This is a genomic window from Vibrio sp. L5-1, from assembly GCF_021728315.1.
In the GTDB taxonomy this organism is placed as follows: Bacteria; Pseudomonadota; Gammaproteobacteria; order Enterobacterales; family Vibrionaceae; genus Vibrio; species Vibrio splendidus_K.
In genome coordinates, this window is sequence record NZ_JAKKCQ010000002.1 from 236,646 (window position 1) to 252,353 (window position 15,708).

Sequence of the window (15,708 nt, forward strand, 5' to 3'; positions counted from 1 at the left end):
TATACCCAAATAAACTCAAGGCTCACACCGTAATGTGAACCTTGATATTTCAACCAGTTGAGCAGTTGTTTTAGTCGCTTAAACCGGACTCGGTATTAATCGTACACAAGCTGACCGTGGTCGAATCGCGTTTCAACTTCACACACCATTAAGGCAGCTCGTTGGCCGATAGCCACGTTTCGATTTGGGAACACCACCGCTTCGTTTTCATTCTTAGCCATTAATGGTTTATCACCATCATGACCAAATACTTCACCGTGCTTGAACGCGGTAAAGTTCTCTACAGAATCAGAGAACATGAAATCGAAGTCATCATGCAAGCGAACAATAGTGCGGCTCACACGATACATGATGGTTCGCTTAGGTAAATGCTCAGGCTCAGCTTCAGCAATCAAATTACGCATCGCCAAATCAAAAGCTGTTAGCTTATCAAGTTGGTTCTCACCAATTTTTGCTACCTGACCCAATTCCATTGTCAGTGCTTGCGCTTCAAAGTTTTCAGCGCTGTACCAACTAAAGGTGCTGGTTGGTGCATTCGACAGCAACACAGCTTCAACGTGGGCACTGTTGATGAAATCGAAAAGCTCCTTGTTGCGCACTTCGTGGCGAACCTTAGGGCTCACAGCGAACGAGTAATGCTTAGATAAACGGATTGCACAGTGCAAATCCAGGTGCCAACGAGTGGCAGGTTCCGTTTCTTTGTAAAACTCAGTAACCAAGAACTTCAAGTTCTTAGCGATATCCACTTCTCGATTGCTTTCGTGCTGCTTTTCATCAAACAGACGATTCATATTCACATCGAGAAAACGCGTATGCGCATTGGTCGCTTCTGGGTGAGCGATGATAAACAAGCAACGAGCATTTACTACTTGAAAGCCTGTCTCAATATCCTCAACTAATTTATCTACTAGCTCCATCGGTGAAGTTTCGTCACCATGAACACCTGTTGAGAAGATGATGTTCTTAGTTTCAGAATTATAATCCGCGGGAATTACTTCCAATACACCACGTTGATGAAGCTTAATTTCAACACCGTTACTCAGTACGGTCTGTCCTGCAAACACTTCTTGCTCAAGATCTAGGCTGTCAAAAAGAAATGATTGGCGAAAGAGGGTCTTCGTCATGCGCTACTCCTTAATTGCACGGCCGTATGTTAATAAATTGTACATAGAAATTGTGTCGCTAGGATCGCACTTATCAACAGAAACTCCGTTATCAATCACAAATACTACCCATATATTTTTATATTACCTGCTGGCTTTACTAACCGACATCTGTTCCAAATAACTTTCTCTAATTAAAGTAACTTTGGGTCGTCTCAGCTTTTCTCAAGTCATGTCAGCAAGATAAGAGCCACGTAAGCTAACACAGCTCTGACCTGCTATGAACAGATTGAGATCAATTAATCTTCCTGATTCAGCAATCTTTCGAATTCATCGATTTGAACTTTGACCATGTCGATACTTTGTTGCCAAAAATCAGCTTGAGTCAGGTCCATTCCGAGATGCTTTTGCACCACTTCTTCCGCCATCATGCTACCAGTATCACGAAGCAATGAGACATAATCACCGTAGAATTTCTCACCCTTAGCATCGCGTTGTGCGTAAACGCCTTTACTGAACAAGTAACCGAACAGGTACGGATAGTTATAGAAGCTCACTTGAGAGATGCTGAAGTGCAACTTACTCGCCCAGAAATAAGGGTCGGCTTCAGTCATTGCATCGCCGTACCAATCTTTCCAAGTGGTTTCCATTAAATCGCACAACTGTTTAGCTGTCAGTTCGCCTTGCTCACGCTGCTCGTAAAACGCTTTTTCAAATTCGAAACGTACTGGAATATTCACCATCAAAGCGAGTGAAGAAGAAAGCTCTTCCCACAACATTTCGAGCTTCTCATTGCGTGTTTGAGCTTGTTGTAACAAGTGGTCACGAACGATGTTTTCAGCAAAAATAGAAGCCGTTTCTGCCAGCGTCATGGGGTAGCGCGTCTTACACAACGGCATGTCTTTCATTACCCAGTTGTGGAACGCGTGGCCAAGCTCGTGCGCCAATGTCATTAAGTCTGAGCGGCTACCATTCCATGTCATGAACACAAGCGGGGTTCGTGTCGCAGCAAACTTGGTGCAGTACGCGCCTAAACGTTTGTTGGCTGCTGGTGCGGCATCAATCCAACCGTTCTCAACCATTAATGCGACGAAATCAGCCATCTCTGGATTTACTTCAGCGAAGGCGGTTTTAATCACGTCGATCGCTTCATCAAATGGATAAACCTTAGATTCGCTGTCACCCAGCGGTGGCATCGCTGCTAAATGGTTCCAAGGCTTCATTTCATCGAGCCCGTGAACTCTTGCCATTAACAGGCCTGCTTTCTGTCCTACTGCTCGATTTGCCTTTGCTACCGACATCATAGTATCTAGGGTTTCAGGAACGATTCGGCTTCCATGCAGGCTTGGATCTAAGAAATGTACGTCGCTTATTTTCGAGCGCTTTTTGTTTTCAGTCAGTCGCCAACCCGCCAATGCATTTAGGATCGAAGCAAACGACTCTTGATGCGTCTTCATTGCGCCTTGAACCGCGCGCCATGCAGGTTCTTGTTTGTCGAATTCGCTGCCGTACAACAGGCTCGCCGCTTGTGAAAAACCTAGAGCTTCGTCTTCACCGTCCAGCTTTAGCGACAGTTTTAAAGAACCGGTTAGGTTATCGTATAAACGCCCCCACCCATCACGGCCATCAACCTTCATCGCCGCTAACAACTGCTCTTCAGCAACACTGAGTCGACTGCTTGATAACTTACGTGAGCTTTCGATAGCAAAGCGTTGCCCTGCAACATCCGCGCTCTCGTGCTCTAATACTGCATCAATAAATTCTGGTTCTGCGTGAATTAGCGTGTCTTCGTAAGGGCTGAACGCTTGAGACATTTCAGAGTTCAGCTTCGCTACACGACCAAGCAGTGCTTTGGCTTCTGTGTGTGTCGCATCGACCGACGCGTGGCAATTAGCGAAGGTGTTGATCGTACTCAGTAACGTGCCTGCCGCTTCTGAGGTCTGGATTGCGTTTTGCATTGCAAGAATGATGTGACGCTTTTCAACATGCAGGTACAACAGTTCAATACACTGTTGAATCAGTTCGATGTCTTGTTCGATTTTTGCATCATCAAGATCGCGATAAGCAATGCTTAAATCCCAACTTGGAGTTGTCATGACTAAATTCCTTTCACGTAGGTAGTAATACCAATCTGGTATAGCGACTGTAAACGCCGCTTTATACTTCTATTTATATTTCTATCTACAGTTCTAATAGATTGTTAATTCTTAAAACTGTGTATTTTTAACACTCAGAGAACAGGCAACCCTATCGACTTTACACTGATAAAACTCTGTGCGAACTGAGTGACTTGAATATGAGTTATCGACGCGTTTTCTATCGATAGCTTCGAATAGAGACTCGGATTTTTCCAATCAATATCAAGGCAATGCGCCAATAACATTCGAATTACGCCACCATGAGTAACCAGCAGTAGATTGTCACTTGGATCATTCAAAAGTTGCGACCAAGCTTGAGTTACTCTGTCATGGAAGCTCTGTAAACTTTCCGCACCAGTCAGTTGATGATTTGCGGGATCTTGCCAGAAAGTGTCTAGCATCGCCCACTTGTCTTCAAGTTCATCAAATGCGACCCCGTCAACTTCACCAAAGTTCATTTCTTGGAAATCTGGTGCAACAGACAGAGGCACCGACATGCGTTGTGCATATAGGTTTGCCAAGTCACTGCATCGTCTTAATGGTGAGGTAATAACACCATCGAAAGCGACATCATTATGAGCCAACGCATCATAAATCCGCTGTTGAATATTTGGATGAACCAACACGTCAGATAAACCATTCAGTGCTGCTTTCCCTTCAACCTTGCCGTGTCTCAGCAAATAGATGTTTTTGGTTGTTCCATTGATCATGTGCGCGACCTAACCCTGAGTATCAAGCGATTGATTAGATGGTTTTAAGTGCAGTGGCAATCCTGCGGCGATCAATGTAACTCGTTCGACAACGCGAGCCAATGCTTGGTTCATTCGCCCCGCATTGTCGACAAACAAGCGCGACACTTTACCCAGAGGTACCACACCTAAACCGACTTCGTTAGAGACCATGATAATTTGCGCTGGGCTTTGCTCTACGCTTTTGACCAAGGCTTCAACCACTGCTTCCACTTGTTCATTAGTCGCGTCATCACCCAGTTCAAAGATGATGTTGTTCAACCACAATGTTAGGCAGTCGATCAGCACCACATCATCTTGATCAAAAGACTGCAGTTTCGAGGCTAACTCGACGGGTACTTCATGCTCAATCCACTGCTCGCCACGACGTTGTTGATGGTGCGTGATTCGTTCTCGCATTTCATCATCAAGATATGTCGCTGTCGCAATATAATTGAGGCGTCCATTTGAACATGCTTCAAACGCACATAATGCTTGTTGCTCTGCAAAACTCGACTTGCCAGAACGAGCTCCGCCCAATACCAAATGGCTGTTTCGCTGGCTTGATTGAATAGTTTGATTGGTGTTTGTCATAGGAAACCGTTATAGAAAGCCATTGTAAAATGCAGTAATGAATACAAGGTAAATCAGTAACTCCATCAACTGTTGAGCGGCCCCCAAGCAGTCGCCGGTAAAGCCGCCAATTCGAGCCGTTAACCACTTTTTGAAACCAGTTCTGAACAGATAAGCGACGACAGATAAAACCAAAGCGAATTCAAGACCAAACCACAGGCTTGGCAGAACGCCAACAAGCAATAGAAAGACAAGTTCGCCCCTAGTTTGCTTATTGGCCAATGGCTTACTTTTACTGGTATCTAAATCGCTGACATAGGACATGTCATAGATAAGTGACGCAGCAATTGCACGGCTAAAGGTATAACTGGTAACGATAACCATAAACAAAGCTGTCATGTTCACCAGTTCATTCAATAGCACCCACTTGCCAAGCAGAGCCATAGCCAGTGCAGACGCGCCATAAGTGCCAATTCGGCTGTCTTTCATAATGGTCAAACGGCGTTCTAAGGTCATGCCGCCGCCAATACCATCCGCCATATCGGTTAAGCCGTCTTCATGAAAAGCACCAGTGAGCATCAAGCTAAAACTCATCATCAAAAAGATCGCCACCGCACTCGGCAATATGGCATCAAGTAGCAAGAACACACCGCCACAAAGAACACCAAGTAACAAACCAACCGTTGAAAAGTAGCGCCCAGAACGATTCATTCGCTCTGATGAATAGGGCGTGTTCTTCGGCATTGGTAAGCGAGAAAAGAAGCCCATAGCCAGCGCAAACAGGTCCCACTGATAAGTAACTCGGCCTTTCAACGATCTTTCTGGCGCATCACTCATTAAACCGAGACTCCAGCACTTTCGAAGCTCGCCATGTTGTTATAGAACTCGGCTGCCGCACGAATAATGGGCATAGCTAGCGCAGCACCAGTGCCCTCACCTAATCTCAATCCAAGATCGAGCAGAGGCTCAGCGTCTAGCAGTTCTAATAGAATTTTGTGCCCCGACTCTTCAGACCGATGAGCGAAGATCATGTAATCGCGGCAATTCGGTTCAATTAAGGTCGCGACATACGCCGCAACCGACACGATAAAGCCATCGACTAATATTGGTGTTCTGTTCTGGTAAGAGCCAAGAAAACCACCTACCATTTGAACGATCTCATAGCCACCGACTTGTGCCAGTACCTCTTTAATATCTTTAAGCTTTTTCACTTCTTTAAGCTCTAAACCTTTGCAACGTGCGACACCTTGCTCAACCACAGCCACTTTACGTGCAAGCTGTTCATTGTTGATGCCAGTGCCTAGGCCGACACACTCCGCTGCAGCACGATTCGATAATGCACTTAAGATCGCTGATGCGCTGCTGGTATTACCGATGCCCATTTCACCAAACATGATGATATTGGTGCCATTCGAAATGGTTCTAGATACAAGCTCTGTACCCAGTTCAATGCCACGTTCAACCGTTTCTAAACTCATTGCCGCTTCATTGGCAAAGCTATTGGTTCGCGTACCCAAGCGCTGAGAGATCAACATGTCACTGTCAGATTCCACAGGCAACAATATCCCCGTGTCGACTACCGTGATATCGATATTATTCACCGCACAGAAGCAATTGATCGCCGCGCCACCGCTTAAGAAGTTCAACACCATCTGCTGTGTCACGGCACTTGGAGCAATACTCACACCTTCATCTGCTATGCCATGGTCGCCAGCAAAAATGATAATACTTGGCTTGTTCAATTCGATATGTTCAACCGCAGCTTCTTTGCCTTGGCTTTGAATCAGAGCTAATTGATGTGCGACTTTTTCTAGTAAGCCAAGCGCACCGAGTGGCTTGGTTTTTTGGTCAATACGGTGTTGGATGTACTGCGAGTATTGGGTATCTAACATAGTTTTTAAAAACGCTTATTCTAGGTACGTAAATTTAGGATTGGCTATTTTGGGCGAGCAACAGAGAACACATTAGAAAGCGTCGCGTATTCACCACCACCAAGTCTCGACAGTGGATCCAATGCCAGCGCATCAATCTTAAGACGTTCACTCTCTTTATCGATCACGTCTTCGGCAATGTACACGGTTTCGACTTGAGCAAAGATAAGGCTTTGTGGCACCTCTCCAACTTCTTTTACATCGTACAAGGTGCAGCCAAAAGCGACCGCGCACTCTTTTACTCTCGGTAAAGAAAAGCCCTCAAATTCAACCAGCTCAATATCATTCGCGGTGACTTCAGAATCACCATGATCGAGAGTGGCTGCTGTTGCTGTCATTGTTTCGGCAGAACTTGAAGAAGCAATGTGAATCACTAGCTTACCCGTTTCTAGGGTATTACGGGTGGTATCTTTGATTTCGCCCGATGGCTTCTTTCCGACCGACAACATCAGTAGCGGCGGATTGCTGGAAACAGGCGTGAAATAAGAGAAAGGCGCTAGGTTGTACTCTTGGTCAGAAGATTCTGTCAATGCCCACGCGATCGGGCGAGGAACAACGGTTTGGGTCATCAGGTGATAAATCTGAGTGGGAGCAAGAGTATCAAGCTTGAGGTTCATAGCACGTCCTTGGTCTATGTGAATTACGACTCAGTTTACGTGTTAAGCAATGCTGTATCTATGCCTAAGTAACAGAAACCGTAGAGAGTGTTCTTAATTTAAACAGATCACGCTGATTTTTTCTCAAATTGACAATCAAATTGACGAACTCTAAAACACCGACAATACTGATAATAGATTTATCAATAACTTACATTTTGGCATCGTTTATGCTTTATCTAAAGTACTTATTAATCTCTCCATTGATAAGTACCCATACAGTGAATGCCCACAACACTGACGCTACACAAAGAAAGACAACCGATTGAAAGACAAAACAGAACAACGATTTAGGAGGTGTAATGATTCCAAACTCTAGTAAAAGAAAACCAAATAAATCAAGTAAGAAAACCAGCAAAAAGGTAAGGAAAATCCCACTATCCTTCACCTAGAAAGCAGTAAAGTAAGTAACAAAGCCCGTCGCCCAGCGGGCTTTGTTATGTTTAACGCCGTACTTATGCGTCAAGCCAAACTAAATCATCTCTTTTCCATAAACAGGTGACTCCCCACACACTACTGACCACTCGTTTAACAAACTTTTATTCGCTTAAAATTCAAACACTGTTTATATTAAACAAGCACTTGTGGAGTGAATAAGGGATTAGAATGAGCATTGCTGGAGACAAAACATCGGTTGTTGTGGCTGGTGCAACAGGGCTAATTGGTCATCATGTGATGAGGCAGCTCATTGATGAGCCCGCGGTCGACAATATCTATGCGTTATCCCGAAGATCACTCCATGCACAATTTGACTCCAATAAACTCCACACACTCATTCATAATGACCTGCAAGTCACGAATTGGGATGATACGAATGCGACGCCTAAACTTGGCGTTATCTGCTTAGGTACAACTAAGAAAAAGGCAGGATCAAAAGAAGCACTTCGCAAAGTCGATGTTGAATTGGTTAGCCAGGTTGCACAGTCGATGAAGTTTCTTGGGGTACAACGCGTTGCCGTTGTTTCGAGCTATGGCGCTTCACCAGATTCTTATTCACACTACCTTCGTTGCAAAGGGCAAATGGAGCAAAACTTAAAACGTATTGGCTTCAAGCAGCTTTTCATCGCACGTCCGGGGCCGCTGGTTGGTGAACGTGATGAACCAAGAGCCGATGAAAAACTCCTGCAAAGCATCTTTCCTTTAGTCTCTCCCTTTATGTTTGGTCAGTTCAAAAACCTACGCCCTATTCAAGCGGAAGACGTAGCGAAGGCAATGTTGTTCCGATTATTCGAAAATAATTTTAAAAATACCGAAATTTACTCGTCAAGTGACATGCTCAATTTATTGGCAAAATATCGCTAAAAAGCTCACCTATTCATCACAATGTTGAATATCCACCCATCCCATTGAGTGGATATTACTAATCGTTCTAATAAATTACTTTTCCTTATTTTACGTTTTGTAACAGAACGTTATTTTAGCAGCAGTACTGACACCTATACATCTAGGTGCTTAATTGATTTAGAGTTATTCATAAGGAAAACAAATGTCATTTTCAGCTATCGCTGCCTTAGCGGTATTCACTGGTATCCTCTTTTTTCTCTACGGACAGCAGAAAAAAGAAAACACACTTTCTCGCCTCGTTTTACTTGGTTTAGTTTTTGGTAGTGCATTTGGTCTTGGTCTACAGCTGCTATTTGGCGAAGGCAATCCCATCATCAAAGAGACGCTAGACTGGGTAAACATCGTTGGTCGTGGTTACGTTGGATTGCTTAAAATGGTAATCATGCCATTAGTCTTGGTTTCAATGATTGCGGCTGTAGTGAAGCTTGAAAAAGGCGGTTCACTGGGCAAGATTTCTGGTATCACTATTTCAGTATTACTCGCAACAACAGCGATCTCTGCGATTGTTGGTATTGCCGTCGCTCAAGCATTCGGCCTTTCTGCTGAAGGCTTAACAGAGGGCGCGCGCGAAACAGCTCGTATTGCAACACTAGAAAGCCGCATGGGAAGTGTTTCAGACCTAACCATTCCACAAATGCTGGTTAGTTTCATTCCGACCAACCCGTTTGCAGATCTAACGGGCGCTCGCTCTACGTCTATCATTGCGGTTGTTATCTTCGGCGTTCTAACAGGTATTGCTGCTCGTAAAGTAATGGCTGAGAAAGAAGAGCTAGAATCACCGATCCGTACTTTCGTTGACGCTGCGCAATCTATCGTTATGCGCTTAGTTAAGATGATTATGGCACTCACGCCATACGGCATCGCTGCGTTAATGGCGAAAGTTGTAGCAACATCAAGTGCTTCTGACATCCTAAGCTTACTGGGTTTCATCGTTGCTTCTTACGTCGCAATCATCCTGATGTTTGTTGTCCACGGTGTGTTGGTCTCTTTTGTTGGTGTAAACCCGAAAGAGTACTTCCAAAAAATCTGGCCGGTCCTAACGTTCGCTTTCACTTCACGTAGTTCTGCTGCAACGATTCCACTGAACGTTGAAGCTCAAATCACTAAGCTAAATGTGCCACCAGCGATTGCTAACCTATCTGCTACTTTCGGTGCGACGATTGGTCAGAATGGTTGTGCGGGTATCTACCCTGCAATGCTAGCAGTCATGGTTGCGCCTACGGTTGGTATCGACCCAATGGACATCAACTTCATTCTGTCTCTAATTGCTATCATTACAGTGAGCTCATTCGGTATCGCGGGTGTGGGTGGCGGTGCAACATTCGCGGCACTTATCGTGCTACCCGCTATGGGGCTTCCAGTAACGATTGCAGCACTGCTTATCTCTATCGAACCACTTATCGATATGGCACGTACAGCGCTTAACGTATCTGGTGCAATGACAGCGGGTACGATCACAAGTCGCCTATTGGGTAAGAAAGACAAGCAACAGGATCTAGAACAAGCGAACGCTTAATGGATTCATTAACTTGAGTCTCTTTAAACAAAAAAACCGATGCACATGCATCGGTTTTTTATTATCTGTTGTATCTAGCTTCAGTTACTTCACAAGCAACAGCGCTTAGAGCACTCGTTGGATCACTTTTTCGGCGAGCGATTCATCGTCATCTTCACTCAATCCGCTGATGCCAATTGCGCCAATCACCTGCCCCTTTATCTCAATGGGAACACCGCCTTTAAAGCCAGTGAGCTTTGAGTCGGTCCAGTAACTTAAGTCTTTACCAGTTTCTCTCGCCCAAACACCTAAGTTACCACTTGGCTGCCTGTCTCTTGCAGACGTATAAGCTTTGTTCTGTGCTAACAACCCGGCTTGTACGCTCACATTATCCATGCGAATAAACGCCAATAACTCTCCGTGCGTATCACACACGCTCACCGCAATTGCTTGTTGATGATGCTCAGCAATATCGAGAGCGTTAGACACCAACTGTTGTGCGATCTTTTGATTCAACATGTTCATTCCTTATGGCAGTGCTTGACCACGTGAATACACGTATAAGTTGTACCACTCTTCACGCGACAGATTTATCTGAGTCGCGACTGCCGAAGCTTTGATTCGCTCTAGGTTAGTCGTACCAATAACAGGCTGAATACCTGCTGGATGACGAAGTAAAAACGCCAACACAATCGCTTCACTTTCTACGCCATATTGATTCGCTAGCTGAGCTACGTAATGCGCGGTCTTTTTCACGTTGTCATGTTCTGAATACAAGCCTTGTTCAGAAAATCGACCTTGCGCCAAGCAGCCCCACGCTTGTAATTGAATCCCCTTCATTTGGCAATGCTCAAGTGTACCTGCAGCAAAATCAGATTGATGGTGCCCTTGCGAGTTAATCATCACACCATCATTAAGCCAATCAAGCTTAGCCAAGCTCATCTCAACCTGATTTGCGACAATGGGTTGCCCGAGCGCAGATTGTAGGTACTGAATTTGGTGGCTGTTCATGTTAGAGACACCGAAGAAATCGACCTTGCCCTGAGCTTTCAAATCTTCTAGCGTTCTTGCTAGTTCATCGAGTTCCATCAAAGGATCTGGGCGATGTAGTAACAGCACGTCGAGCTTTTCAGTATTCAATCGGTTGAGAATGCCGTCTACCGATTGACTTACCCAATCTGCCGAGAAATCATAACGACCAACATTGCCCTCGCCTTCAAAACGAATACCACATTTAGATTGAATGAACATCTGATCACGTAATTCAGGAGCTTGCTGTAACGCTTGACCAAAAGCTTGCTCTGCTTTGCTGAAGGTATAAATGTCTGCATGGTCGAACAAGTTGATCCCTGACTCTAATGCTGTGTCGATTACGCTGCGTGTTTGCGCTACATCAGCCGCCGTTACTGGATTATCATTCCAGCCACCACCTAAGCCCATGCAGCCGTAGGCAACCTGCCCGACATTCGGTAGATAGTTTGATAACGGAATGTTCTTTTTATCATTCGTTTTATTTGTAGATTCAATGCTGTTCGTCATACCTGATCTCGCTTTGAAGATTTGATGCCAATAAATATGCCTCTATCATATTGTTCTTTTTAGAAAACAGAATATGCTAGTTACGAAATGATTGTTTGATATGACGAACAATAGAGCTGACCAATTTTGAAGGCATACGCACATGAACGAACACAAAAGAATAGAACGACTGATCCTGTTTGTAGAACTTGCTCAGCAACTTAACTTTACCAAGGCAGCCGAAAAGCTCGGTATCTCTAAGAGCTACCTTTCTGAGCAGATCAAACGTTTAGAGAACGATTTACAGTGCCCGCTTTTGGTCAGAACCACGCGCAGTGTTCGTTTAACCCAAGAAGGCGACCGCGCGTTACAACAAGGCTTAACGATTCGCTCGCAAGTCTTACAGCTTGAACGCAGCGTTTCAGAGCAACATGACATCGTAAAAGGTCTATTACGCCTCACTGCGCCAAAGATGTTTACTGAGGTATATCTATTCGATATCTGCCAACGGTTTAGGCAGCAATACCCTGAGATCCGTTTCGAGATAAACAGTAGCTACACCAACTTTAATCTCAACCAAGATGATATCGATATCGCGTTTCGCGCCACCAATACGCCACCTGATAACATGGTGGCGAAACACTTGATTAGCTATCAGCATGATTTAGTCGCGACTCCCGGCTATCTTGATCAATTTGGCCGCCCCAACAATGCCAACGACTTAAATGACCATCAATGCTTAGCAACGCTGCACCAAACCGAGTGGCCTTTAAAATCGGCAAATATTGATGTGTCCGGCTGGCTTTCAAGTAATGACAACCACTTACTTAAGCAACAAGCTATGGCAGGCAGTGGCATCATCCGTATCGCAAGTTATTACGTCGCAAAAGAGGTCGAGCTTGGAGAATTAGAGCGAGTGCTGCCTGATGAATGCCTGCAACAAGGCAACAGTATTTATCTTTTCTATCCGCAAGTTATTTATCCTGCAAAGAAACACCAAGTGTTCGTTAAATTTGTTCAGCATTACTTTGAGAGCTTGAGAGCTTGAGAGCTTGATAATTTAAGAGCTTGAAAACTGGAGAGCTCGATCATTTAAGAGCTTGAAGATTTGGTAGTTTAAGAATATGAAAGCTGAGTTAACGAGTTGAAAAAACGGAAACCGATGAACAGATAAATCAAATAACACGAAATAAGGTTTAAATAACTTTCTTGATTTATATACCTATATTTAGAATGGGATTATCGAACAATAATAAAGCGATTTTTAGAATGCTCTCATCGATGATTGTGTTTAATAGAAAGAAATCGTGCATTTGTTCAATAATACAATGAGTTAGCTATGAACGACTAACATAACTGAGATATGATGCACCGCTTCAGTATGTCACATCATTTTGGCACCAGTTCGATAACAGGATCCTCATGAGCTTTATTATATTATTACTTCTTCTGCTATTCGTAGGCTTTACACGTTTACTTCAGTGGCGAAAAACCTCTCTGTTTTTATCTCTTGTTCTTATATCGTCATTTGTGTTGATTGGTTCAGGCTTAATTCCTCGTTACTTACTGAACGACCTACAAACTGATTACGAAAGTAAGCCTGATATCCAATGGTCTGGCAATAACGCTATTGTTCTTCTGGGCGCGGGAACGCAGTTAATTAAAAGCACGCAAGAGTTCGAGCCAGCCTTTTTCTCTTTCGGCAGAATCAACGAAGCGGCAAGCCAATATAAAGATTGCGCCAAAACCCAAACCACATGCACAGTTATCATCAGTGGTGGCGATGCACAAAATAATGGTGTAACTGAAGCAGAAGTTTATCAACAACAATTGCTGAGACTTGGCGTTCCAATACGTGACATCATTCAAGAGCCAAATAGCGTAAACACTTGGAAGAATGCACAGCTCACTAGTGACCTAATGAAGCATCATAAATTCGATAACATTGTGTTAGTTTCGTCTGGCCTGCATATTCGTCGCAGCGAGCTCTACTTCAACCACTTCGGCTTAAATGTTATTCCAGTAAGAGCCGATTATATGGCAGCTCAAGTTTCGTGGTTGCCACTATGGTACAACTTTGCGGTCACAGATTTTGCTTTGCATGAACAGATAGGCTTTGCTCGTTACAACATCTACAACTTTATGGGTTGGAACAGTAAACGCGAACAGCCAGGTGATGCTTAAACACGTTCAATTGAGTTAACTAGAGCCATATAAAACAAAGATGCAGCAACAACCGAAAGGTTATTGGCTGCATTTTTTGATCCTGCCTATCACAACACCATTTCTTATTCTCATTTACGTCTGTTCTTGCCGTTCGGCAACCATTCCTGCTAGCTAATCACTCAGCCAATTTTCCAAATAGCAAGCTACGAAAATATAAACGTTCAACAATCAACCACCTAATATTTTGATAGTTGAAACTAATTGAAAACAATCGCAATAATCCTTTATAAAACAACAATCTAATCAACATAACTAGCTGATAATTATAAGTATTTATTTTCAATTCATTTCAGTATTTTTGGCATTGTTTTATATGCAGAGTACACCCCGCTAGTAACCCTCGGCTTTAAATAATATCAATAAAATCTAATAACTCGATTCTAATAAAAATAGCCAAATAATGGCATTTAGGAACTTATTAATGATTAACGTCAGTAGAACCATTCTATTTAGCACAGCCCTATCGGTAATCTCTTTTACTGCTCATGCGAAGATATACTCAGACCAAATCGTCTTAGATAAACTTGGAGAAGATATCTGTCGTTTCGACTATCGCGCTCTCAACAATTCAGAAGCTCAAGAACATAAAACAGCACTGATATCCCGTATGAATGTTTGGGACGTTGTTGGCCTTCAGCATGATTGGGTGATCATGGGCTCCGGCTACCATGGCCTCATTAAACCAGGTCAACCAAGCGATAGCACTTGGTGCTACCCCAATACACCAGAAGCGGGCTTGCCATACTACGAAGCACAAGCTATCCAAGAGAACAGTAACCTTGAAGTTCAACGAGCTTTAGTCAATGACGACACGAACTTTATCAGGCCGCTAAGTTACTTGGCTCATAGTCTTGGTTACGCTTGGGTTAGCGGCAATAACGGGCGTTACGTCGGTCAAGATATGGCAATAAAACCGCTTAACAATGGTTGGGAGATCAAAGGGAATAACAATGGAAGCTGTACCGGTGAGCGTTGTAATGAGAAGACAACCATCACTGTCGATAACTTCTCTTACGTACTCGATAACACTGCGTTTTGGCACGGCTCGGTAGAAGAAACTAACCAAGAGCTGGTCAACACCCTTACAGCTTATGCTATTAACAAGACTGATCAGCCGAAACAAATCGTCGTTGACCTTCATTTTAAGCAATCAACACAATGGAGTAAAACACAGCGCTTCGACCTTGCTGATTCAGTCGTCATTGATGAGACCTTTCATTGGCCGCAAGTTCGAAAAACAGAGGTAAGAGTCGTGCTAGAAGAAGGCCAGCGCTTCTCTGATACCAACAGTGGCTCTCGCTTTGAGCCGACTGACCTACAAGCCATCATCACTGTACCAGCGAACTCAGTACTTCCCTTTCAGGTTGAGTTCTTGCGCTCTACCATTTCATACCCATACCGTATCAAAACGAGCATGAGTTACGACGTGAACTTCACAGGTTTCCTCCGTTATAGCGGCAATGCGCTAAGCTCCCACCCAACAAACCGCCCTACTGTCTCGCACACCTTTACGATGGGCACCAACAGCGAAAAGCAAGCCAATATTCGCTACCAATGGGACCATCGCTATATACCTGGTGAAATGAAATGGTGGGACTGGAGTTGGGCAATCAACACAAATGGGCTGAGTAGCATGCAATATGCCGCAGGTGCCAGTGTGCGTCCGTTCTACTCTCACGTGTCTGGCCAATTCAGTGCTGAATCTCAATATTCAGGGATGATAGATATCGGCGCTGAGCATTCTGCTGATTCATTCGATACAACGACGTTCAACAATCACGAAACCTACTACGCGGGTGATATTAAAATAGTGACTGATTTCAACCCTGACACTTTCGCTCAACTTGGGTATCTAGATGCTCAACTTGTGATTAACCCTGTGCAGCAGTAAGCAAACTCATATTCCCAAATCTAGGTTCACCACACTGGTGGTGAGCTTTTTGCAACCCCTCAATCAAAAAAGCCAAAACACTCCTGCGTATCGGCACCCAAACGA

General features: G+C 44.1%; 14 protein-coding genes. 5 read left to right on the forward strand and 9 right to left on the reverse strand.

The genetic code is table 11. The features are described 5' to 3' along the window. Positions 1-95 precede the first annotated feature (95 nt). The 7 genes from L3V35_RS07795 to L3V35_RS07825 form a co-directional block, all read right to left on the reverse strand. Positions 96-1,124 (reverse strand): succinylglutamate desuccinylase, encoded by a 1,029-nt coding sequence (locus L3V35_RS07795; protein ID WP_076671710.1) that lies wholly within the window; start codon positions 1,122-1,124, stop codon positions 96-98. A gap of 278 nt (positions 1,125-1,402) precedes the next feature. Continuing rightward, positions 1,403-3,199: a M3 family oligoendopeptidase gene (locus L3V35_RS07800; protein WP_237299190.1), complete on the reverse strand. Its 1,797-nt coding sequence runs from the start codon at positions 3,197-3,199 to the stop codon at positions 1,403-1,405. Between the two features lie 134 nt (positions 3,200-3,333). After that, a complete protein-coding gene (locus tag L3V35_RS07805) occupies positions 3,334-3,951 on the reverse strand; it encodes a histidine phosphatase family protein (protein WP_237299192.1) in 618 nt (205 codons plus the stop codon). A gap of 9 nt (positions 3,952-3,960) precedes the next feature. Beyond that, positions 3,961-4,563: a bifunctional adenosylcobinamide kinase/adenosylcobinamide-phosphate guanylyltransferase gene (gene cobU / locus L3V35_RS07810; protein WP_114633402.1), complete on the reverse strand. Its 603-nt coding sequence runs from the start codon at positions 4,561-4,563 to the stop codon at positions 3,961-3,963. Between the two features lie 9 nt (positions 4,564-4,572). Beyond that, positions 4,573-5,379 (reverse strand): adenosylcobinamide-GDP ribazoletransferase, encoded by an 807-nt coding sequence (locus L3V35_RS07815; RefSeq protein ID WP_237299193.1) that lies wholly within the window; start codon positions 5,377-5,379, stop codon positions 4,573-4,575. Further along, positions 5,379-6,434, reverse strand: a complete 1,056-nt coding sequence (gene cobT, locus L3V35_RS07820) for a nicotinate-nucleotide--dimethylbenzimidazole phosphoribosyltransferase (RefSeq protein WP_237299195.1) — start codon at positions 6,432-6,434, stop codon at positions 5,379-5,381. The genes L3V35_RS07815 and cobT overlap by 1 nt, the downstream gene beginning before the upstream one ends. A 44-nt stretch (positions 6,435-6,478) precedes the next feature. Then, entirely contained in the window at positions 6,479-7,090 is a 612-nt protein-coding gene (locus L3V35_RS07825; RefSeq protein WP_237299197.1) for a flavin reductase family protein, read from the reverse strand. Between the two features lie 645 nt (positions 7,091-7,735). Here L3V35_RS07825 and L3V35_RS07830 point away from each other — a divergent pair. Both L3V35_RS07830 and L3V35_RS07835 read left to right on the forward strand, forming a co-directional pair. Beyond that, positions 7,736-8,431: an NAD-dependent epimerase/dehydratase family protein gene (locus L3V35_RS07830; protein WP_171312875.1), complete on the forward strand. Its 696-nt coding sequence runs from the start codon at positions 7,736-7,738 to the stop codon at positions 8,429-8,431. A 184-nt stretch (positions 8,432-8,615) separates the two neighbouring features. Continuing rightward, positions 8,616-9,989: an L-cystine transporter gene (locus L3V35_RS07835; RefSeq protein ID WP_017077997.1), complete on the forward strand. Its 1,374-nt coding sequence runs from the start codon at positions 8,616-8,618 to the stop codon at positions 9,987-9,989. 105 nt (positions 9,990-10,094) lie between these two features. Here L3V35_RS07835 and L3V35_RS07840 read toward each other — a convergent pair whose 3' ends face one another. Beyond that, a complete protein-coding gene (locus L3V35_RS07840) occupies positions 10,095-10,487 on the reverse strand; it encodes a heme-binding protein (RefSeq protein ID WP_237299199.1) in 393 nt (130 codons plus the stop codon). A 9-nt stretch (positions 10,488-10,496) separates the two neighbouring features. Then, entirely contained in the window at positions 10,497-11,507 is a 1,011-nt protein-coding gene (locus L3V35_RS07845; RefSeq protein ID WP_237299201.1) for an aldo/keto reductase, read from the reverse strand. Between the two features lie 142 nt (positions 11,508-11,649). Between L3V35_RS07845 and L3V35_RS07850 the strand changes: the two genes are divergently transcribed. The 3 genes from L3V35_RS07850 to L3V35_RS07860 all read left to right on the forward strand — a co-directional run bounded on the left by L3V35_RS07850 (position 11,650) and on the right by L3V35_RS07860 (position 15,603). Continuing rightward, a complete protein-coding gene (locus L3V35_RS07850) occupies positions 11,650-12,534 on the forward strand; it encodes a LysR family transcriptional regulator (RefSeq protein ID WP_237299203.1) in 885 nt (294 codons plus the stop codon). Positions 12,535-12,908: 374 nt separating this feature from the next. Then, on the forward strand, positions 12,909-13,670 hold the full coding sequence (locus tag L3V35_RS07855) for a YdcF family protein (RefSeq protein ID WP_114633394.1): 762 nt from the start codon (positions 12,909-12,911) through the stop codon (positions 13,668-13,670). 463 nt (positions 13,671-14,133) lie between these two features. Continuing rightward, on the forward strand, positions 14,134-15,603 hold the full coding sequence (locus tag L3V35_RS07860) for an aerolysin family beta-barrel pore-forming toxin (RefSeq protein WP_237299205.1): 1,470 nt from the start codon (positions 14,134-14,136) through the stop codon (positions 15,601-15,603). The last annotated feature ends 105 nt before the right edge of the window (positions 15,604-15,708 follow it).

Excerpts from the sequence above, each read along its gene's own strand:
- L3V35_RS07845 (WP_237299201.1), bottom strand. The coding sequence starts at position 11,507 with ATGACGAACAGCATTGAATCTACAAATAAAACGAATGATAAAAAGAAC.
- L3V35_RS07830 (WP_171312875.1), top strand. The coding sequence starts at position 7,736 with ATGAGCATTGCTGGAGACAAAACATCGGTTGTTGTGGCTGGTGCAACA.
- L3V35_RS07840 (WP_237299199.1), bottom strand. The coding sequence starts at position 10,487 with ATGTTGAATCAAAAGATCGCACAACAGTTGGTGTCTAACGCTCTCGAT.
- cobU (WP_114633402.1), bottom strand. The coding sequence starts at position 4,563 with ATGACAAACACCAATCAAACTATTCAATCAAGCCAGCGAAACAGCCAT.
- L3V35_RS07815 (WP_237299193.1), bottom strand. The coding sequence starts at position 5,379 with ATGAGTGATGCGCCAGAAAGATCGTTGAAAGGCCGAGTTACTTATCAG.
- L3V35_RS07860 (WP_237299205.1), top strand. The coding sequence starts at position 14,134 with ATGATTAACGTCAGTAGAACCATTCTATTTAGCACAGCCCTATCGGTA.
- L3V35_RS07855 (WP_114633394.1), top strand. The coding sequence starts at position 12,909 with ATGAGCTTTATTATATTATTACTTCTTCTGCTATTCGTAGGCTTTACA.
- L3V35_RS07805 (WP_237299192.1), bottom strand. The coding sequence starts at position 3,951 with ATGATCAATGGAACAACCAAAAACATCTATTTGCTGAGACACGGCAAG.
- L3V35_RS07850 (WP_237299203.1), top strand. The coding sequence starts at position 11,650 with ATGAACGAACACAAAAGAATAGAACGACTGATCCTGTTTGTAGAACTT.
- L3V35_RS07825 (WP_237299197.1), bottom strand. The coding sequence starts at position 7,090 with ATGAACCTCAAGCTTGATACTCTTGCTCCCACTCAGATTTATCACCTG.
- L3V35_RS07795 (WP_076671710.1), bottom strand. The coding sequence starts at position 1,124 with ATGACGAAGACCCTCTTTCGCCAATCATTTCTTTTTGACAGCCTAGAT.
- cobT (WP_237299195.1), bottom strand. The coding sequence starts at position 6,434 with ATGTTAGATACCCAATACTCGCAGTACATCCAACACCGTATTGACCAA.
- L3V35_RS07835 (WP_017077997.1), top strand. The coding sequence starts at position 8,616 with ATGTCATTTTCAGCTATCGCTGCCTTAGCGGTATTCACTGGTATCCTC.
- L3V35_RS07800 (WP_237299190.1), bottom strand. The coding sequence starts at position 3,199 with ATGACAACTCCAAGTTGGGATTTAAGCATTGCTTATCGCGATCTTGAT.